Source organism: Streptomyces sp. NPDC001914 (assembly GCF_042891215.1).
In the GTDB taxonomy this organism is placed as follows: Bacteria; Actinomycetota; Actinomycetes; order Streptomycetales; family Streptomycetaceae; genus Streptomyces.
In genome coordinates, this window is the sequence record NZ_JBIASW010000003.1 from 548253 (window position 1) to 567972 (window position 19720).

Consider the following 19720-nt stretch of genomic DNA (forward strand, 5'->3'; position numbering starts at 1 on the left):
TCCATGGACCGAGGATCACGTGACATGACGCCTGGACACGGCAGTACGGTTGACGGGGTGCTGCGGCGCAGTGCCCGGCGCACACCGGCGCGGCGCGCCGTCGACTACCGGGAGCGCTCCTGGACGTACGCGGAGCTCGACGAGGCCGTGTCCCGCGCGGCGACCGTCCTCCTCGACGAGGGGCTGTCCCCCGGGGACCGCGTGGGTGCCTACGGCCACAACTCGGACGCCTATCTGATCGGCTTCCTCGCCTGCGCCCGCGCGGGACTCGTCCATGTGCCCGTGAACCAGAACCTGACCGGTGACGACCTCGCCTACATCGTCGGCCAGTCGGGCTGCTCCCTGGTCCTGGCCGACCCGGACCTCGCCGGCCGGCTCCCGGAGGGCGTAAGGACCCTGCCGCTGCGCGACGCCGACGACTCGCTCCTGCTGCGGCTGGAGGCGGCACGCCCGTACGACGGTGACGAGCCGCGCGGCGACACGCTCGTGCAGCTCCTCTACACCTCGGGCACCACCGCGCTGCCCAAGGGCGCGATGATGACGCACCGCGCCCTGGTGCACGAGTACCTGAGCGCGATCACCGCCCTCGATCTGAGCGCCGGGGACCTGCCGGTGCACTCGCTGCCGCTCTACCACTCGGCGCAGATGCATGTGTTCCTGCTGCCCTATCTCGCGATCGGCGCCTCGAACACGATCCTCGACGCGCCGGACGCCGGACAGCTCTTCGACCTGATCGAGGCGGGCCGCGCGGACAGTCTGTTCGCCCCGCCGACGGTGTGGATCGGCCTGTCGAACCGCCCCGACTTCGCCGAACGCGACCTGAGCGGCCTGCGCAAGGCGTACTACGGCGCCTCGATCATGCCGGTCCCCGTCCTGGAACGGCTGCGTGAGCGGCTGCCGAAGCTGGCCTTCTACAACTGCTTCGGCCAGAGCGAGATCGGTCCGCTCGCCACTGTCCTCGCGCCCGACGAGCACAAGGGCCGGATGGACTCGTGCGGACGCACGGTGCTGTTCGTGGACGCGCGGGTCGTCGACGAGGACGGCAAGGAGGTCCCCGACGGGACACCGGGCGAAGTCGTCTACCGCTCGCCGCAGTTGTGCGAGGGCTACTGGGACAAGCCCGAGGAGACCGCCGAGGCGTTCCGCGACGGCTGGTTCCACTCGGGCGACCTCGCCGTGCGCGACGCCCACGGATACTTCACCGTGGTGGACCGGGTGAAGGACGTCATCAACTCCGGTGGTGTCCTGGTCGCTTCACGTCAGGTCGAGGACGTCCTGTACACCCACGAGGGGGTGGCCGAGGTGGCCGTCGTCGGGCTCCCCGACGAGCGCTGGATCGAGGCCGTCACCGCGGTCGTCGTCCCCCGGGGCGAGGTCACCGAGGACGAACTGATCGCCCACGCACGCGAGAAGCTCGCCCACTTCAAGGCGCCCAAGCGGGTCCTGTTCGTGGACGAGCTGCCGCGCAACGCCAGCGGGAAGATCCTGAAGCGGGAGCTGCGGGACCGGTTCGGCCGGGCGTAGAGGTGTGGCGCACAGGGCCGCGGGGGTGTCAGGGGCCCCCGCGGCCCTGTGCGCGGCCGGTCGGCCCGAGGACCTCCGGCAGTCTGTCGGCACCCGTCAGGCGCGCGGGCGCAGGTCCACGATCCGCTTGAGCTTGCCCACCGACCGTTCCAGGGACTCCGGTTCGACGATCTCCACCGTGACCGAGACACCGATCCCGTCCTTGATGCCCGCGGTGATCGTCCGCGCCGCCGCCTCGCGTGCCTCGGGGCCGGCGCCCGAGCGGGCCTCCGCCCTTACGGTGAGGGCGTCGAGGCGGCCCTCGCGGGTCAGCCGGAGCTGGAAGTGCGGGGCGACGCCCGGCGTCCGCAGCACGATCTCCTCGATCTGCGTGGGGAAGAGATTGACCCCGCGCAGGATCACCATGTCGTCACTGCGCCCGGTGATCTTCTCCATCCGGCGGAAGACACGGGCCGTGCCGGGCAGCAGCCGCGTCAAGTCCCGTGTCCGGTAACGGATCACGGGCATGGCCTCCTTGGTGAGCGAGGTGAAGACCAGTTCGCCCTCCTCGCCGTCCGGCAGGACCTCACCCGTGACGGGGTCGACGACCTCCGGATAGAAGTGGTCCTCCCAGATGTGCAGACCGTCCTTGGTCTCCACGCACTCCTGGGCGACGCCGGGACCGATGACCTCCGAGAGCCCGTATATGTCCACCGCGTCGATCGCGAACCGCTCCTCGATCTCGCGGCGCATCTCCTCGGTCCACGGCTCGGCCCCGAACACGCCGACCCGCAGCGAGGTGCCGCGCGGGTCCACGCCCTGGCGTTCGAACTCGTCCAGCAGGGTCAGCATGTACGAGGGTGTCACCATGATGATCTCGGGCTTCAGGTCCTGGATGAGCTGGACCTGACGTGCCGTCATGCCGCCGGACGCGGGGATCACCGTACAGCCGAGCTGTTCCGCGCCGTAGTGGGCACCGAGCCCGCCCGTGAACAGGCCGTAGCCGTAGGCGATGTGGACCTTGTCGCCGGGCCGGCCGCCCGCCGCGCGGATCGAGCGGGCCACCATGTCGGCCCACATGGACAGGTCGTTCTCCGTGTAGCCGACGACCGTGGGGCGGCCGGTCGTCCCGCTCGACGCGTGCAGGCGCCGGATCCGGTCCTGCGGCACGGCGAACATCCCGTACGGGTAGTTCTCCCGCAGATCCGCCTTCGTCGTGAAGGGGAACCGGGCGAGGTCGGCGAGCGAGCCGCAGTCGTCGGGGCGCAGCCCGGCCTTGTCGAAGGACTCCCGGTAGAAGGGGACGTTCTCGTAGGCGTGGTGCAGTGACGCGCGCAGCCTGTCGAGCTGGAGCGTCCGCAGTCCTTCCGCGTCCAGCCGCTCGCCCGCGTCGAGCAGGCCCTTCGAGTCCGTCGAGCCCGCCATCGCGCTCTCTCCCTCGCCAACCGTGCCATAGTGGACGACCGATCATTCGGTCGTTCTCTTCCGGACAGTAATTCAGGTGTTCGACGTCTGTGCAAGGGGTCGGCGGCGCTTTTCGCGGGAGCGGGTCGGGGGACGGGTCGTGGTCAGCGCACCAGGGCGGGCCGCTTGGGGTCGAACTCCCAGCCGGGAACGAGGTGGCGCATGGCGAGGGCGTCGTCCCGGGCGCCCAGGGCCTCCTTCAGGTACAGCTCGTGTGCCGCCAGCAGCCGGTCCATGTCCAGCTCGACGCCCAGGCCGGGTGCGTCCGGCACGGCGATCTCGCCGTCGACGATGCGCGGCGGGTCGACCGTGAGCCGTTCCAGGCCCTCCTGCCAGATCCAGTGGGTGTCGAGGGCGTTGTACGGGCCCGGGGCGGCGGCTCCGCAGTGGGTGACCATGGCGAGCGAGATGTCGAAGTGGTTGTTCGAGTGGCAGCCCCAGGTCAGGCCCATCGCGTTGCAGAGCTGCGCCACGCGCACCGAGCCCCGCATGGTCCAGAAGTGCGGGTCGGCGAGCGGGATCGAGACCGACTGGAGCGCCAGGGCGTGGGTGAGCTGCCGCCAGTCCGTGGCGATCATGTTGGTCGCCGTCGGCAGCCCCGTCGCCCGGCGGAACTCGGCCAGGATCTCGCGTCCCGAGTAGCCGTCCTCGGCGCCGCAGGGGTCCTCGGCGTAGGCGAGCGTCCCGACGAGGGGCCCGCACAGCTCGATCGCCTCACGCAGTGACCAGGCGCCGTTCGGGTCGAGCGTGACGCGCGCCTCGGGGAAGCGGTCCTTGAGCGCGCGTACGGCCCTGACCTCCTCGGCGCCTTCCAGGACACCGCCCTTGAGCTTGAAGTCCCGGAATCCGTACAGCTCGTGGGCGGCCTCGGCCTGCCGGACGATCGCGCCCGGCGTCAGCGCCGCCTCGTGCCGCAGGCGGTACCAGTCCACCTCCGCGTCACGCTCGCGGACGTAGGGCAGATCCGTGCGGTCCGGGTCGCCGACGAAGAAGAGGTAGCCGAGCACCCGCACCCGGTCGCGCTGCTGCCCGTCCCCGAGGAGGGCGGCGACGGGCACGTCGAGGTGCTGTCCGAGCAGGTCGAGGAGGGCCGACTCGACGGCGGTGACCGCGTGGACGGTCGTGCGCAGATCGAAGGTCTGGGCGCCGCGGCCGCCCGCGTCGCGGTCGCCGAAACGGTCCCCGATCTCGCGCAGGACGCGCTGGTAGTCGCCCACCTTCGAGCCGAGGACCAGGGGCCCGGCGTCGCGCAGCGTCCGGGTGATCCTCTCCCCGCCCGGCACCTCGCCGAGCCCGGTGCGCCCATCGGAGTCCTTGAGGACCACGACGTTGCGGGTGAACCAGGGGCCGTGGGCGCCCGACAGGTTCAGCTCCATGCAGTCCCGTCCGGCGACGGGATAGACGGAGAACTCGGTGATCGTCGGTTGCTGACCGGTGATCGTCGGGTGCTGACTGTTCATCAAGATCCTTGTGTACGAGGGTTGCCGGTGCCGGTCAGGCCAGGATGACGGCGACGGGGTGCGCCGGGGGCGGCCCGCCCCGCGCCCTGCCGGGCCGTCCCCCGCGTGCCTCAGGAGGGCCGGCGCACGGCTCCGGCCAGGGCCAGTCCGGTGTCGAGGATCCGCTCCAGGGCCGCCAGGTCGGCCGGGCCGGGATCGGTCAGCGGCGCGCGCACCGGGCCGACGGGAAGGCCCCGCAGCCGGGCGGCGGCCTTCACCAGGGACACGGCGTAGCCGGGCACCTTGTCACGCAGCTCGACGAGCGGGACGTAGAAGTCGCGCAGCAGTTTGTGCACGGTCGCCTCGTCGTCGGCGCGCAGGGCGGTGAAGAAGGCGCCGGCGATCTCGGGGGCGAAGGCGTGGACGGCCGACGAGTAGGCGGGGACGCCGACAGCGGCGTAGGCGCGGGCCTGGATCTCGGCGGTGGCGGCGCCGTTGAAGAACAGGAAGCCGTCGGGCGCCGCGAGCGTGAGGCGCTGGAGCCGGTCGAGGTCGCTGTGCCCGTCCTTGAGCCCGATGACGCCGGGGACGGCCGCTAGGGCCCGCAGTCCGTCGGGCGTGAAGGCGACCGGGCCGCGCTGGTAGGCGATCAGCGGCAGCCGGGTGCCGGCGGCGATCCGGCGCACCTGCTCGACCAGGCCGGACTCGGGGGCCTCGACGAGATAGTGCGGCAGCACGAGGAGGGCGTCCGCTCCGGCCTCCTCGGCGATCCGGGCGAACCGCAGCGCCTGCGCCCATCCGTACCCGGTGCCCGCGACCACGGGCATGCGGCCGTCCGCGATCTCGACCGTGGCGGTGACGACCGCGCGGTACTCGTCTTCGTCCAGCGCGCTGAACTCGCCCGTTCCGCAGGCGGGGAACACCGCGCCCGGGGCCGTGGCGAGCTGCGCGGCGAGATAGACCCGATACGCCTCGATGTCGAGGTCGCCGTCCGCCGTGAAGCTCGTGAGCGGGAACGACAGGACCCCGCTCGTCATGCCGTCCCGCAGCCGCTCGGCCACGCTGTCCGGATCCGCGCTGAACCCTGCCATGAGTCTCTTCCCTGTATGCAGACGTCGTCTATGTATGAGAACTCAGGTTAGATTCGTGAACCTCGGAGGTCAATGGGCGGTGCCCCGCGGATCCGGTGCCGCGGGCTCGGCGGGCCGGTCGCCGACGCACGACAGCGGGCCCGCAGCCGGTGAGGCTGCGGACCCGCTGTCGTGTCCGGACCGGGGGTGGTCGCCGTGGGGGACAGTGACCGGGAGGGTCGCCGTCCGGGACCGTCAGTGCAACGTGGTCGAGCCCGCCGTGCCCGGGTTCGAGCCGTACGCCGTCATGAAGCGGTCGCGGAACTTGTTCATCGGCCATTCCGGCGCGTTCGCCGCGGGCTTGAGGCCGGGCGTCCAGCCCCAGTCGGAGATGCGGTCCAGCACCTTCGGGTCGCGGGCGACGATCGTGACCGGCACGTCCTTGTTGGAGGTGCCGCCCGTGACCGTCGGGACGGGCTGGTGGTCGCCGAGGAAGACGAGGACCGTGTTGTCGTCGCCGTAGCGCTGCACCCACTGGGTCAGGCTGTCCAGGGAGTACTGGATGGCCTTGCGGTACTCGGTCCGCACGCGCTTCGAGCTCTTCCAGACCTCCGTGGGGTTCGTCCCCTCCTTCTTGATCTTGTAGAAGATCTTGCCGTCCCCGAGGTCGTTCCAGTCGATGGTGTGGGCGATGGGGGACCAGGGGTTGTGGCTGGAGGCGAGGATGATCTCCGCCATGATCGGGTCGCGGTCCTTCTTGCCGTGCTCCAGCTTCTGGAAGGACTCCAGGCTGAACTGGTCCGGCACGGGAGTCCAGCTGAAGTACGGGCCCTGGTAGCCGAGGTGCGTCGAGTCGTAGATGTGGTCGAGGCCGAAGTACTTGCCCTCGGGCCAGGACTTGCGCACGCCGGGGACGATGCCGACCGTGCGCCAGGCGCCGGTCTTCTGGAAGTAGCTGGTGAGGGTGGCGCGGTCGCTGGTGGTCAGGGACCGGTACCGCTGCTGGTTCTTGACCCAGGTGCCGGACAGGAACGTCGAGTGGGCGAGCCAGCTGCCGGCGCCCGTCACCGGCGACTTCAGCCAGCCGCTGCGGGCCTCGAATCCCGCCCCCTTCAGCCGTGCCTCGCCCTCCTTGAGCGTCGCGTCGACCTCCGGGCCCATCGAGGGGTCGTCGATCGCCACGCGGCCGTAGCTCTCGATGAACGTGAGCATCACGTCCTTGCCGCGCAGCCCGGTCAGCAGCTGGTCGGACGGGGTCTTGGCGAAGGCGTCGACGGCCATCTGCTTCTTGTAGACGTCGGCGTCACCGAGGCCGTCGCGGACGTACTGCACACGGTTGGAGAGGTACTGGGCGTAGCCCTTGGTGGCGATCGTGACGCCGCCGTTCTGCACGCCCAGGGTGAAGCAGACCACCCACGCGACGCCCAGGACGAGCGTGGCGCGTACGGCCCCGGTGCGGTGCCGGGCCAGGACGTTCGCCAGCCGTGTCATCGCGAGCACGCTCAGGGCGAGCACGGCGATGACCAGGACGATCACCCCGACCACCGCCAGCACCTCGCCCGAGCGCCCGAACGAGTCCTTGACCCAGTCTGCCCCGTCGCTCAGCAGGACCCAGTCGAAGACCAGGTCGAACGGCCGGGCCAGGGTCTGGCGGAAGCCCATGTCGAGGCACTTCAGGATGGCGGACAGCCCGAGGAGCACCCCGAGCCCGCCCGCCGTGATCCGTCGCGCCCGGGGCGGCAGCACGAGCAGGACGGCCGTGAGGAAGACGGCTTCGACCGGGAGGCGGAAGAACGCCTGGACGCTCATCCAGTCGAGGCGGTTGGGCACGATGAGGATGGTGAGCACCAGCGCACCGGCCAGCACGGTCGTGCCCACCCGCACGGCACGGGCGGCCCGGGGGTAACGACGGCGCCAGCCGAACCACCCGGGTCGGACGGCGGAGGCGGCGTCGGCGTCGTCTTCGCCGGCGGGCGCGGTGTCGACGGGTTGCCCGTCGGCGGGTCCGGGAGCGGAGTCCTCGCCCGTCGGCCGTGCGACGGCGGGGTCGTCGGAGGCCGCTTCCGGGGCGGCGGGTTCCTCGGTGGACCGTGCGTCGGCGTCTTCGCCGGCGGCAGCCGGCCGCGGGCCCGTGGATTCCGCGTCGGCGGGCTCCGTACCGCCGGGGTGGTCGCCGGAGAGCTGCGGGCCGTCGGATTCCTCGGCGGCAACCGGCTGCCGGCCCTTCGGCTCCGCTTCGGCCGGCTGCTCGCCGGTGAGTCCGTCGGTGGCGGGCCGCGAACCGGTGGGCTCGTCCGCGGCGGTGGCCGGGTGGGGGACGGCGGGTCCGTCGTCCGTCGCGGGGTGCGGGCCGGTGGGCTCGCCGTCGGCGGGGTGGGGGACGGCGGGTTTCGCGGAGGCGGCGCCGCGCTCTTCGGCGCCCGCCGTCTCCTCGGCCCGCTCCCGCGGACCGGGACCCGTGTCCGCCCCGGTCCGTTCGCCCGCCCCGGAGTCCTCGCGGGTTCCGTCTGTCGCCGTCGCGTCGGGGTCCGGACCCGCGTCGGCATCCGGCAGTTGACGAGGAGGCGTGTGGTGCGACACCCGAAGTCCTTCCGTGCGTAACCCTGCGCTGGTGCGACGGAGCCTGCTCCGTCATCCCCCATACGGCCGCAGGCCACCTCTGGTTCAAAGTGGGGGCAAGCCGCGCACAGAGTACGTCGCCAGGATCAAGCGGATGACACCGCCGGGGGCTACCGGTCGGCGGCCACGGCCACCTCCCGCGCCCACCGGTAGTCGGCCTTGCCGCTCGGCGAGCGCTGAATGGAGTTGGCGATCACGAGCTGGCGCGGGACCTTGTACCCGGCCAGCCGGGAACGGCAGTGCGTCTGGATGTCGTCGAGCGACGGACGCGGCGCGCCCTCACGGACCTGGACGACGGCCGCCACGTGACTGCCCCACCTCGGATCGGGCACTCCGGCGACCAGGGCGTCGTACACGTCGGGGTGCGACTTCAGGGCCTGTTCGACCTCCTCGGGGTACACCTTCTCGCCGCCGGTGTTGATGCACTGCGAGCCGCGGCCGAGGACGACGACGATGCCCTCCTCGTCGACCGTGGCCATGTCGCCGAGGAGCACCCAGCGTTCGTCGCCCTTGCGGAAGAACGTCTCGGCGGTCTTCTTCGGGTCGTTGTAGTAGCCGAGGGGCACATGGCCGCGCTGTGCGACCCGTCCCGGCTCGCCGGGTGCGACCGGCTCGTACGTCACCGGATCCACCACCTGCGTACGGGCGTTGACGCGGATGCGGAAGCCGCGCTCGGGGCCGGAGTCGGCCGTCGCGGTGCCGTTGAAGCCGGACTCCGAGGAACCGAAGTTGTTCAGCAGCATCACGTTCGGGACGAGTGCCTGGAACTGTTCGCGCACGGTGTCCGACATGATCGCGCCGGACGAGGACACGCTGAACAGGGCGGAACAGTCCGTGCCCTTCAATGGCCCGTTCAGCGCGTCGATCAGGGGGCGCAGCATCGCGTCGCCGACCAGCGACACGCTGGTCACCCGCTCCTTCTCGATCGTGCGCAGGACGTCCTCGGGCGAGAACTTGCGGTGCAGCACGACCCGTTGACCGAAGTTGAAGGCGATGAACGCGGTGAGCGTCGAGGTGCCGTGCATCAGCGGGGGAGTGGGGAAGAAGGTGATCCCGGCACCGCCGGCCGCGACGCGCTCGGCGAGCTCCTCCGGCTTCGTCACCGGATCACCGGTCGGCGCGCCGCCGCCGAGACCGGCGAAGAAGAGGTCCTCCTGCCGCCACATCACGCCCTTGGGCATCCCCGTCGTGCCGCCGGTGTAGATGATGAACTGGTCGTCCGCGGAACGCGCGGCGAAGCCGCGCAGCGGTGAGCCCGCGGCCTCGGCGTCCGCGAAGTCCACGGCGTCCGCCGCGCCCCGGGCGCCCGCCGGGCCCGCCGCGCCCGCGCCGGGTGCGGCGGCCCCGACGCGGACGAGGTGACGCAGCCGCGGAGCCCGTGGCCGGGCGGCCGCCACCCGGTCGGTGAACTCCGCGTCGAAGACCAGCGCCACCAGGTCCGCGTCCTGGTAGAGGTAGGCCAGTTCCTCCTCCACGTAGCGGTAGTTGACGTTGACCGGCACGATCCGCGCCTTCAGGCAGGCCAGTACCGTCTGCAGGTACTCGACGCCGTTGTACAGGTGGAGGCCGAGGTGTTCGCCGGGGCCGATCCCGCTGTCGATCAGATGGTGCGCCACACGGTTCGCGGCCGCGTCCAGCTCCGCGTACGTCAGCCGGCGCTCGGCGCCCGTGCCCGGGAGGTCGACGTGGACCAGCGCCTCGCGGTCCGGGACCACGTCGACGACCGACTCGAACAGGTCGGCAAGGTTGTACTCCACCGCTCCTCCTGACCGTGCACGTCCGTGGCCGAGTGCGCCAGGGCGTGCCCGCCCCGGACCCGACGGTCATCAGAGCAAAGCCCGACCCAAGTGGGAAGGGTTCCCGCACAAGAAATCTGACTGTCTGTCAGAAAACCCTTGTACTGGCTCGACGGCTCCTGCAACCTGTTCTCGCATCCGAGACGGGAGGACGCCCATGGGTGGGACCGAACACCTCACCGTGCAGCGTGAAGGCGCCACACTGGTGCTCACGCTCAACAGGCCCGAGGCCAGGAACGCGCTCTCGCTGCCGATGCTGGTCGGTCTGTACGACGGCTGGGTCGAGGCCGACGAGGACGACGCGATCCGCTCGATCGTGCTCACCGGCGCCGGCGGTGCCTTCTGCGCCGGAATGGACCTCAAGGCCCTGGCCGGCCGGGGCATGGAGGGCGAGCAGTACCGGGACCGCCTCAAGGCCGACCCCGATCTGCACTGGAAGGCCATGCTGCGCCACCACCGCCCCCGCAAACCGGTGATCGCGGCCGTCGAGGGGTACTGCGTCGCGGGCGGCACCGAGATCCTCCAGGGCACCGACATCCGGGTCGCGGGAGCCTCCGCGACCTTCGGGCTCTTCGAGGTCCGGCGCGGACTCTTCCCGATCGGCGGCTCCACGGTCCGGCTGCAACGCCAGATCCCGCGCACCCACGCCCTCGAAATGCTCCTCACGGGACGCCCGTACACCGCGCAGGAGGCCGCCGGCATCGGGCTGATCGGCCATGTGGTGCCCGACGGGACGGCGCTGGACAAGGCGCTCGCCGTCGCCGAGCAGATCAACGCCTGCGGTCCGCTCGCCGTCGAGGCCGTCAAGGCGTCCGTGTACGAGACCGCCGAACTCACCGAGACCGACGGACTCGCCGCCGAACTGCGGCGCGGCTGGCCCGTGTTCGACACCGCCGACGCCAAGGAGGGCTCCCGGGCCTTCGCCGAGAAGCGCCCGCCCGTCTACCGGCGGGCCTGACCCGCAAGCCCGGCCCCGGACGCGCCCCGTCCGCCCCGCGGACACGGCACGTCCGGCCGTTGGAAGGAGAGATCCGGGATGCCCGAAGTCCTCAAAGCCCCCCTCGTCGTCGAGTTCCCCTTCACCCGCTCGCTCGGGCCCGTGCAGAGCGCCTTCCTCACGGGCCTGCGCGAACGGGTCGTCCTCGGCGTACGGACCGCCGAAGGACGCACCCTCGTCCCGCCCGTCGAGTACGACCCCGTCACGGCCGAGGAGATCTCCGACCTCGTCGAGGTCGCCCCGACGGGAACCGTCACCACCTGGGCCTGGAACCACGAGCCCCGCCGCGGCCAGCCCCTCCAAACCCCTTTCGCCTGGGCCCTGGTCAGGCTCGACGGCGCCGACACCGCCCTGCTGCACGCGCTCGACGCCCCCGGCCCCGACTCCGTGCGCACCGGGATGCGCGTCCGCGTCCGCTGGGCCGCCGAGCGCTCCGGCGCCATCACCGACATAGCCTGCTTCGAGCCGTACGACGGAGAACCGGAACAACCCGCGGGCCACGACGGCCGGTTCGAGGACATGGTGACCGGGATCGTCGCCCCCGCGCGGCTCGACTACGTCTACTCGCCGGGCCGCGCCCAGACCGCCTACATCGCGGGCCTCGCCGAGCGGCGGACCCTCGGCGAACGCTGTCCCTCCTGCCGCAAGGTCTACGTCCCGTCCAGGGGCGCGTGTCCCACCTGCGGGGTGGCCACCTCCGAACAGGTCGAGGTCGGTCCGCGCGGCACCGTCACCACGTACTGCATCGTCAACATCAAGGCGAAGAACCTCGACATCGAAGTCCCGTACGTATACGCGCACATCGCCCTCGACGGCGCGGGCCTCGCGCTGCACGGCCGGATCGGCGGCATCCCCTACGACGAGGTCCGGATGGGCCTGCGCGTGGAGCCCGTGTGGTCCGAGGACGGCCGCTACCCCGACCACTACCGGCCCACCGGAGAACCGGACGCGGACTACGAGACGTACAAGGAGATGCTGTAGATGCGGACCGCCAGGGACATCGCCGTCGTCGCCTTCGCGCAGAGCGACCACCGGCGCACCTCCGACGAGCTCTCCGAGGTGGAGATGCTCCTCCCGGTCCTGCACGAGGTCCTCGACCGGACGGGCCTCAGGGCCGGTGACATCGGCTTCACCTGCTCCGGCTCCACCGACTATCTCGCGGGCCGCGCCTTCTCCTTCACCATGGCGCTCGACGGCGTCGGCGCCTGGCCGCCGATCTCCGAGTCGCACGTCGAGATGGACGGAGCCTGGGCGCTGTACGAGGCCTGGACCAAACTGCTCACCGGCGACGCCGACACCGCGCTCGTCTACTCCTACGGCAAGTCCTCGCCCGGCTCCGTACGCGACGTCCTGACCCGGCAGCTGGACCCGTACTACCTGGCCCCGCTGTGGCCCGACTCCGTCGCCCTCGCGGCCCTCCAGGCACAGGCACTCATCGACGCGGGCGAGACGGACGAGGCGGAACTCGCCTCCGTCGCCACCCGCAGCCGGGCCTCCGCCACCGCCAACTCCCACGCCCAGCTCCGCGGTCCGGTACCGCAGGGCGACTACCTCGTACGACCGCTGCGCACCGGAGACTGCCCGCCCATCGGCGACGGCGCCGCCGCCGTGATCCTCGCCGCGGGCGACCGGGCGCGTGAGCTGTGCGAGCGGCCCGCCTGGATCCGGGGCATCGACCACCGCATCGAGCCCCACGCCCTCGGCGTGCGCGACCTGACCGACTCCCCGTCCACCCGGCTGGCCGCCGAACGGGCCGGCGCCTTCGAACGACCGGTCGACACCGCCGAGTTGCACGCCCCCTTCACCTCCCAGGAGATCGTCCTGCGCAAGGCGCTGCGGCTCGACGACGGCGTGCGCGTCAACCCCTCGGGAGGCGCCCTCGCCGCCAACCCGATCATGGCGGCGGGACTCCTGCGCATCGGCGAGGCCGCCGCCCGCGTCCACCGCGGGGAGTCCGACCGGGCACTCGCCCACGCCACCTCCGGCCCCTGCCTCCAGCAGAACCTGGTCGCCGTACTCGAAGGGGACGCCCGATGAGCAAGGAACCCGTGGCCGTCGTAGGCGTCGGCCAGACCAAGCACGTGGCGGCACGCCGGGACGTGTCCATCGCCGGACTCGTCCGCGAGGCCGCCCGGCGGGCCCTGGCGGACGCCGAGCTGACCTGGGCCGACATCGACGCCGTCGTGATCGGCAAGGCGCCCGACTTCTTCGAGGGCGTCATGATGCCCGAGCTGTACCTGGCGGACGCCCTCGGCGCGACCGGCAAACCCATGCTCCGGGTGCACACGGCCGGCTCCGTCGGCGGATCGACGGCCCTCGTCGCCACCAACCTCGTCGCCGGTCGCGTCCACCGGACCGTCCTGACCCTCGCCTACGAAAAACAGTCCGAATCCAACGCCATGTGGGGTCTGTCCCTGCCCATCCCGTTCCAGCAGCCCCTGCTCGCCGGCGCGGGCGGCTTCTTCGCCCCGCACGTCCGCGCCTACATGCGGCGCACCGGCGCCCCCGACACCGTCGGCTCGCTCGTCGCCTACAAGGACCGCCGCAACGCGCTGAAGAACCCGTACGCGCACCTGCACGAGCACGACATCACCCTGGAGAAGGTCCAGGCCTCGCCCATGCTCTGGGACCCGATCCGCTACTCGGAGACCTGCCCCTCCTCCGACGGGGCCTGCGCGATGATCCTCACCGACCGTGCGGGCGCGGCCCGTTCACCCCGTCCGCCCGCCTGGATGCACGGCGGCGCGATGCGCAGCGAACCCACCCTCTTCGCCGGCAAGGACTTCGTCTCCCCGCAGGCCGGCAAGGACTGCGCGGCCGACGTCTACCGCCAGGCCGGGATCGCGGACCCCCGACGCGACATCGACGCCGTCGAGATGTACGTGCCGTTCTCCTGGTACGAGCCCATGTGGCTGGAGAACCTCGGCTTCGCCGACGAGGGCGAGGGATGGAAGCTCACCGAGTCCGGCGTGACCGAACTGGAGGGCGACCTGCCCGTCAACATGTCGGGCGGGGTCCTGTCCACCAACCCGATCGGCGCCTCCGGCATGATCCGCTTCGCCGAAGCGGCCCTCCAGGTGCGCGGCCTGGCCGGAGAACACCAGGTCGACGGGGCACGCAGAGTGCTCGGCCACGCCTACGGAGGAGGATCCCAGTTCTTCTCGATGTGGCTGGTCGGCGCCGCGCCGCCCACCTCCTGAGACCGTCCCTCCGACATGGCCTGTGCGCGGCACCGGCCGATCGCTAGGCTGGCCGCGGACGACGAACCGGGAGGAGCAGGACGTGGCCGAGAGCACCATCCAGCAGCACCCGCTCGCGGGCTGGGACAAGCCGGAGCTGGACCTCAGCAACGCCGACTGGCAGTCCAGCAGCCGAGGGCGCGGAGATGTCCAGATCGCCTTCGTCGAGGGCTTCATCGCGATGCGCAACAGTGGCCGCCCCCAGAGCCCTTCCCTGATCTTCACGCCCGCGGAGTGGGGGGCGTTCGTATCGGGGGCCCGCGAGGGGGAGTTCGACCTGACCTGAACCGACGACCGCCGGATCCCGCTCCGCCGCCCCCGACGTGAGGAGGGCGGCGGTCTGGGTCCCCGCGCCCGGGAGGCCGTCCGCCGTCCGGTCCTCCCGCCGGCCCGGCCGTCGCGCGAGAGGTTCTGACCAGGAGCGTCCGAACGGGCTGCCCCGTGGATGATCGGGGCGTACGCTGAGGTGCCTGTAGGTCACGGTGCGCATCCGCTCCCCGCGCGGACGCGCGATCGTGACAGGGGGTGATCATGGGGCAACGAAGCCTTCGCAGCCGTCGGACGCTCTTCGAGCGCGAGAGTGAACTCTCCGCCGCGGACGAGGCGTTGAGCGACCTGGTCGGCCTGCGCCGGGAACCCGGCGAGCCGCCGGGCCGTCCCCGCGGCGCGCTGCTCGCCTTCGCCGGACGCGCCGGAATCGGCAAGACGACCCTCCTCGGCGAGGTCCGCAGGCGCTCCGCCGCCAAGGGCTGCACCGTGCTGAGCGCGCGCGGCGGGGAGCAGGAACAGCGCGTCGCCTTCCACGTCGCCCGCCAGCTCCTGCAGCCGCAGCTCGCCGGCTACTCCGAGGCCGAACTCCGCACCTCGCTGGGCAGTTGGTACGCCATCGTCGGTCCCGCGCTCGGTCTGTGCGCGCCCTCCGAGGGCGCCCCGCCCGACCAGCAGGGCCTGCGCGCCGGACTCGACTGGGTGCTCACCCATCTCGCCGTGCAGCGCGCCCCCATGGTGCTCCTCCTGGACGACGCGCACTGGGCCGACGCCGAATCACTGAGCTGGCTCGCCGCCTTCGCGCCCCGCGCCGAACAGCTCCCCCTGCTGCTCGTCGTCGCCTACCGGCCCGACGAACTCCCCGAGCACGCCGAGGCGTTCAGGGGACTGCCCGGCCGCGCCGGACAGCGCCCCATCGGCCTCGAACCGCTCAGCGCCGCCGCCGTCGCCCGGCTCGTCAGGGAAGACCTCGGCACCCAGGCCGACGACGCGTTCTGCCGCGAGTGCTGGGCGGTCACCGCGGGCAACCCGTTCGAGGCCGTCGAGCTGACCGCCAAGGTCCGGGACCGCGGCCTCACCCCGACCGAGGACGGAGCACACCTCCTGCGCGACCTCGCCGCCGCCGTCAAGGGCAGCGGCATCGTCGCCCGCCTCGAACGCCTCGGCACCGCTACCGTCCGCTTCGCCTGGGCCTGCGCCGTGCTCGGCACCGAGATCCGCCCCCCGCTCGCCGCCGCCGTCGCGGGACTCGGCTCCGAGGAGGCCGCCGACGCGGCGGACGCCCTGCGCACCGCCCGCATCCTGACCGGCGCCGACCCCCTCGAATTCGTCCACCCGCTGATCGCCACCGCCGTCTACCGCGACATCCCCGGCAGCGTCCGCGTCGCCCTGCACGGCCAGGCCGCCTGGTGCGTGATCGACGAAGGTCTCGGGCCGGCCGCCGCCGCCCGCCACCTCATGGAGACCCACCCGGACGGCGACACCTGGATCGTCCAGCAACTGCGCGCCGCCGCCCGCGAGACCCAGCGCGCCGGCGCACCCGACGCCGCCCGCAGCTACCTCGCGCGCGCCCTGCGCGAACCGCCGCCCTTCGAGGACCGCGCCGCCGTCCTGTACGAACTGGGCTGCGCGTCCCTGCTCACCGAACCGGGCAACACGGTCAACCATCTGCGCGCCGCCCTAGAGGAACCGATCACCGATCCCGAGCTGCGCCACAACATCGTCTACCGCCTGTCCCAGGTGCTCGCGCACAGCGACCGCCTCGCCGAGGCATCCGAGACCCTGGCCCGCGAGATCCCGGTCACCGGCGACGCCCGGGTACGCCTGCGCATGCAGTCCGAACAGTTCATGTGGGACGCCTTCCGCGCCGACGAACCGGACTCGCCCGCCCGCTCCCGGCGCCTCGCCCGTCTCGCCGACCGGCTCACCGGCCACGACCTCACCGAGCGCTATGTCATCGGGCTGCGCGCCTGGGACGCCACCCTGCGCGGCGAACCCGCCCCCGTCGCCCTCCACCACGCCGAGCGCGCCCTGGCCGGCGGCTTCGGCTGGGCCGAGGCCGACCGCGGCTTCGAGGTCCCCGTCCTGGTGGCGATGACCTTCATGTACGCCGACCGGCCGGGCCGCACCGAAGAACTCTTCGCCACCGGGATCGCCGACTTCGAATCACAGGGCTGGCACGGCGCCCACCTCTCCTTCGGCTACACGATCCTCGGATACGTCCGCTTCCGCCGCGGCCGTCTCGCCGAGGCCGAGGACTTCGTCCGCGCCGGCCTCCGGCTCGCCGAACGCGTCGGGCCCGGCACCCCCGTCCACTGGTACGCGGTGGGCACCCTCATCCAGGTCCTGCTCGCCCGCGGCCAGGTCGAGGAGGCCGCGCGCACCGGCGAGGCCTACGCCTTCCACGCGCCCTTCTCGGCCGCCGTGACCTTCCCCGACGCCCAGACCGTCCACGGCGAACTCCTGCTCGCCCGCGGCCTCACCGGGGACGCCGCCGCCGAGCTCGCGTCCGCCGGCCGCCGCCTGGACACCCGCGGCATGCGCAACCCCGCCTGGTGCCCCTGGCAGCTCCACCTCGCCCGCGCCGAGCGCCACGAAGCCCCCGAGCGCGCTCTCGCCACGGCCCGCGAGGCGGTGAACCGCGCCCGCCAGTACGGCGCCCCCTCCACCATCGGCCAGGCTCTGCGGGTCGCCGCCGAGGTCTCGCCCGGACCGGACCGCGTCCGGCTCCTCGAGGAGTCCGTCGGCCATCTGGAGCGCTCCCCGGCCGCCTACGAACTCGCCTGCTCCCTGGTCGCCCTGGGCACCGAACTGCGCCGTGCCGGACGTCCCAGGGAAGCCGCAGAACACCTGTACCGCGGTCTCGACGCGGCGGTCCAGTGCGGTGCCGACGGGTTGATCGAGGACGCCCGCGACGAGCTGGCCTCGGCGGGACTGCGGCCGCGCCGGCTGCACAGCACCGAGACGGACGCCCTCACCGCCCGCGAGCGCACCGCCGCCTCGCTCACCGCGCGGGACCGGACCCCGGCCCAGATCGCCGAGGAACTGCACATCGACGAGCACGCCGTCACCCGGCTCCTGTCGGCCGTCTACCGCAAGGTCGGCACCGACCGCCGGGGACTCGCGGCGGCACTGGACGACCAGGCCATCTCCTGACGCCACCGGACCGACCGCGGGCGCCGTACGCCCGGCGCCCGCGCCCGTACGCACACAGCGCCCGCAAGCCCGTACGCACACAGCGCCCGTGGGGCCCGCTACGCGCCCGTGCACGTACCATTGCGGCATGTCCTTCCTCCGCCGCCGCAGCGCCACGCCCGCCGGGCCCGAGTTCGATGTTCTGGCCATGGATCCGGGCGACTGGCCCGGCAATCTCGGCGCGGGCCTGCTGCCCGCCCCCGACGGAAGCTGCCAGGGCGTCTTCCTGCGGTACGACCTGTTCGGCGGCCGCGGTCCCGCGATGATCATCGGCAATCTGCCCGAGGGTTCCCAGGCCCGGGACGTCGCCGAGAACGAGGTCCCCTTCGAGGTGGCCCAGCTCCTCATCGCGCTGGAGAACAACGAGGAGGTGACCGTCACCGGGACCGAGGACATGCCGGTGATGCAGGGCGACAACCTCATGATCGTGCGCCGGCTGAAGCTCTCCGAGACCCGTATCTCCTGCGTCCAGTTCGACCGCAGCGACAACGTCCTGGTGACCATCGCCGCCTGGGACCGTCCGATCACGGACGACCTGTACGCACTCCTGAAGCCGCTCCCGGCGGAGCTGTTCCAGCAGGGCTGAGACCGAACACCCCACCCGGCGTCACAGTCTGAGGGTGAACCAGGTGGTCTTGCCCGCGTCGGTGGGGCGCACTCCCCAGTTGTCCGCGAGTGTGCGGACCAGGATCAGCCCCCGGCCCGACTCCTCGTCCTCGCCGGCCGTCCTCGGCTGGGGCAGATGCGGGCTGCGGTCGCTGACCTCCACGGTCAGGTCGGTCGCGCTGCGGCACAGATGCAGGCTGATCGGTCCCTGGGCGTGCTGCACGGCGTTGGTGAGGATCTCGGAGAGCAGCAGCCGGGCGTCGTCCGCGGCGGGGGCGCAGTCCCAGGCGGTCAGCGCCTTGCTGAGGAAGGCGCGGCCCTCCGGAACCGACTCGGGCACCGCGGCCAGGTCGGTGTTGACGGTGGCCAGGGGCCCGTCGGGGAGCCGTGTGAGCAGCAGGGTGACGTCGTCGTTGTGCCCGTTGGTGTCCGGCAGCAGGGCGGACAGCACATGGTCGGCGGCCTTCTCCAGATCGGGCGCGTCGGTGAACAGGTCCGCGAGGGTGGTGGTCAGCTCCGTGAGCTGGTCCTCGATGTCGGTGCCGGGGGTCTCGATGAGACCGTCGGTGTACAGGACGAGCGTGGCCCCGGGCGGGATGACGGAGGTCGCCTGCTCGTAGAGGATGCCGCCGACGCCGAGAGGCGCGTTCACCGGTGCGTGCAGCGTCCTGGCGCCGGCGCCGGGCGTGGCCACCAGGGTGGGCAGATGCCCGGCCGAGCAGACGGTCACCTCGCCCGCGTCGGCCGAGATCACCAGATAGCAGCAGGTCACGAGCTGGTCGGGTACGTCCAGGTCGCCGACGACGGCTTCCAGGGCCTGCATCAACTGGCGTGGCTGCATACCGGTCTTGGCCAGTGCGTGCGCGGCCGACCGCAGCTGGCCCATCACGGCGGCGGCGTCCAGACCGCGGCCCATCACATCACCGATCAGGACCCCGACCCGGCCGGCCCCCAGCGGAATCAGGTCGAACCAGTCACCGCCCACACCCGCGCCCTGCGTGGCGGGCCGGTAGCGGCTCGCGGTGGTCAGCCCGGGGATGGCGGGCGGCGTTCCCATGAGGCTGCGCTGGAGGGTCAGGGCGATGTGCCGCTGCTGCTCGTACAGAAAGGTCAGTTCCGCCTCGGCCCGCTTGCGGTCGCTGATGTCCCGGACGATCGCGCACGCGCCGATCACCGTGCCGTCCGCGTCCCGGGTCGGCCACAGGGTGATGTCCACGTCCAGCAGGGCGCCCGAGCGAGTCAGCCGCAGGGTCTCGAAGTGTTCGACCTTCTCACCGCTGCGCAGCCGGTCGAGGAGCATGTCGATCTCGCTCCGCCGCTCCGTGGTCGCGAGCAGCGACACGTGCTTGCCCATCACCTCGGCCCGCGAGTAGCCGTACAGCCGCTGTGCCGCGGCGTTCCAGTAGGTGATGTGACCGTCCAGGGTCTTGGCGAGGATCGCGTCCTGCGAGGACTCCACGAGCCCGGCCAGTTCGTTGATCCGGGCCTCGGCCCGCTTGCGGTCGCTGACGTCGCGGACGGCGGC

General features: G+C 72.1%; 14 protein-coding genes. 8 read left to right on the forward strand and 6 right to left on the reverse strand.

Annotation, left to right across the window (positions count from 1 at the left end; all coding sequences use genetic code 11):
• The first annotated feature begins 24 nt into the window (after nt 1-24).
• Nucleotides 25-1524, forward strand: coding sequence for an acyl-CoA synthetase (locus ACFYYF_RS11700; RefSeq protein WP_388773991.1), 1500 nt, complete (start codon nt 25-27; stop codon nt 1522-1524).
• Between the two features lie 96 nt (nt 1525-1620).
• Here the strand turns inward: ACFYYF_RS11700 and paaK are convergent, their stop codons facing one another.
• The 5 genes from paaK to ACFYYF_RS11725 all read right to left on the reverse strand — a co-directional run bounded on the left by paaK (nt 1621) and on the right by ACFYYF_RS11725 (nt 9852).
• Nucleotides 1621-2928, reverse strand: coding sequence for a phenylacetate--CoA ligase PaaK (gene paaK, locus ACFYYF_RS11705; protein ID WP_388773994.1), 1308 nt, complete (start codon nt 2926-2928; stop codon nt 1621-1623).
• A 143-nt stretch (nt 2929-3071) separates the two neighbouring features.
• Entirely contained in the window at nt 3072-4427 is a 1356-nt protein-coding gene (locus ACFYYF_RS11710) for an enolase C-terminal domain-like protein (protein WP_388773996.1), read from the reverse strand.
• 110 nt (nt 4428-4537) lie between these two features.
• Nucleotides 4538-5497, reverse strand: coding sequence for a 5-dehydro-4-deoxyglucarate dehydratase (locus ACFYYF_RS11715; protein ID WP_388773999.1), 960 nt, complete (start codon nt 5495-5497; stop codon nt 4538-4540).
• A 234-nt stretch (nt 5498-5731) separates the two neighbouring features.
• A complete protein-coding gene (locus ACFYYF_RS11720; RefSeq protein WP_388774002.1) occupies nt 5732-8056 on the reverse strand; it encodes a sulfatase in 2325 nt (774 codons plus the stop codon).
• 149 nt (nt 8057-8205) lie between these two features.
• Nucleotides 8206-9852, reverse strand: a complete 1647-nt coding sequence (locus tag ACFYYF_RS11725; RefSeq protein WP_388774005.1) for an acyl-CoA synthetase — start codon at nt 9850-9852, stop codon at nt 8206-8208.
• Nucleotides 9853-10048: 196 nt separating this feature from the next.
• Here ACFYYF_RS11725 and ACFYYF_RS11730 point away from each other — a divergent pair, with 196 nt between their 5' ends.
• From ACFYYF_RS11730 to ACFYYF_RS11760, 7 genes are all read left to right on the forward strand, one after another.
• Complete coding sequence (locus ACFYYF_RS11730; protein ID WP_328664861.1) at nt 10049-10849, forward strand: crotonase/enoyl-CoA hydratase family protein; 801 nt, start codon at nt 10049-10051, stop codon at nt 10847-10849.
• Nucleotides 10850-10927: 78 nt separating this feature from the next.
• Entirely contained in the window at nt 10928-11869 is a 942-nt protein-coding gene (locus tag ACFYYF_RS11735; protein WP_388774008.1) for a Zn-ribbon domain-containing OB-fold protein, read from the forward strand.
• The gene (locus tag ACFYYF_RS11740) at nt 11870-12925 is read left to right on the forward strand and encodes a thiolase domain-containing protein (protein ID WP_388774010.1); all 1056 of its coding nucleotides are present in this window, start codon (nt 11870-11872) and stop codon (nt 12923-12925) included.
• Nucleotides 12922-14088 (forward strand): thiolase domain-containing protein, encoded by a 1167-nt coding sequence (locus tag ACFYYF_RS11745; protein WP_388774013.1) that lies wholly within the window; start codon nt 12922-12924, stop codon nt 14086-14088. The genes ACFYYF_RS11740 and ACFYYF_RS11745 overlap by 4 nt, the downstream gene beginning before the upstream one ends.
• Nucleotides 14089-14170: 82 nt before the next feature.
• Nucleotides 14171-14413 carry a DUF397 domain-containing protein gene (locus ACFYYF_RS11750; protein ID WP_361682628.1) on the forward strand — a complete coding sequence of 81 codons (243 nt, stop codon included), beginning with the start codon at nt 14171-14173 and terminating at the stop codon, nt 14411-14413.
• Between the two features lie 245 nt (nt 14414-14658).
• A complete protein-coding gene (locus ACFYYF_RS11755) occupies nt 14659-17550 on the forward strand; it encodes an ATP-binding protein (RefSeq protein ID WP_388774015.1) in 2892 nt (963 codons plus the stop codon).
• 127 nt (nt 17551-17677) lie between these two features.
• Entirely contained in the window at nt 17678-18175 is a 498-nt protein-coding gene (locus tag ACFYYF_RS11760; protein ID WP_361682624.1) for a hypothetical protein, read from the forward strand.
• Nucleotides 18176-18196: 21 nt separating this feature from the next.
• Here ACFYYF_RS11760 and ACFYYF_RS11765 read toward each other — a convergent pair.
• A partial coding sequence (locus ACFYYF_RS11765; protein WP_388774018.1) for a SpoIIE family protein phosphatase occupies nt 18197-19720 on the reverse strand: 1524 nt, incomplete at its 5' end.

What these genes read in the sequence shown, in the direction of transcription:
- ACFYYF_RS11700 (WP_388773991.1), top strand. Translation starts at nt 25, where the DNA reads ATGACGCCTGGACACGGCAGTACGGTTGACGGGGTGCTGCGGCGCAGT.
- paaK (WP_388773994.1), bottom strand. Translation starts at nt 2,928, where the DNA reads ATGGCGGGCTCGACGGACTCGAAGGGCCTGCTCGACGCGGGCGAGCGG.
- ACFYYF_RS11710 (WP_388773996.1), bottom strand. Translation starts at nt 4,427, where the DNA reads ATGAACAGTCAGCACCCGACGATCACCGGTCAGCAACCGACGATCACC.
- ACFYYF_RS11715 (WP_388773999.1), bottom strand. Translation starts at nt 5,497, where the DNA reads ATGGCAGGGTTCAGCGCGGATCCGGACAGCGTGGCCGAGCGGCTGCGG.
- ACFYYF_RS11730 (WP_328664861.1), top strand. Translation starts at nt 10,049, where the DNA reads ATGGGTGGGACCGAACACCTCACCGTGCAGCGTGAAGGCGCCACACTG.
- ACFYYF_RS11735 (WP_388774008.1), top strand. Translation starts at nt 10,928, where the DNA reads ATGCCCGAAGTCCTCAAAGCCCCCCTCGTCGTCGAGTTCCCCTTCACC.
- ACFYYF_RS11740 (WP_388774010.1), top strand. Translation starts at nt 11,870, where the DNA reads ATGCGGACCGCCAGGGACATCGCCGTCGTCGCCTTCGCGCAGAGCGAC.
- ACFYYF_RS11745 (WP_388774013.1), top strand. Translation starts at nt 12,922, where the DNA reads ATGAGCAAGGAACCCGTGGCCGTCGTAGGCGTCGGCCAGACCAAGCAC.
- ACFYYF_RS11755 (WP_388774015.1), top strand. Translation starts at nt 14,659, where the DNA reads ATGGGGCAACGAAGCCTTCGCAGCCGTCGGACGCTCTTCGAGCGCGAG.
- ACFYYF_RS11760 (WP_361682624.1), top strand. Translation starts at nt 17,678, where the DNA reads ATGTCCTTCCTCCGCCGCCGCAGCGCCACGCCCGCCGGGCCCGAGTTC.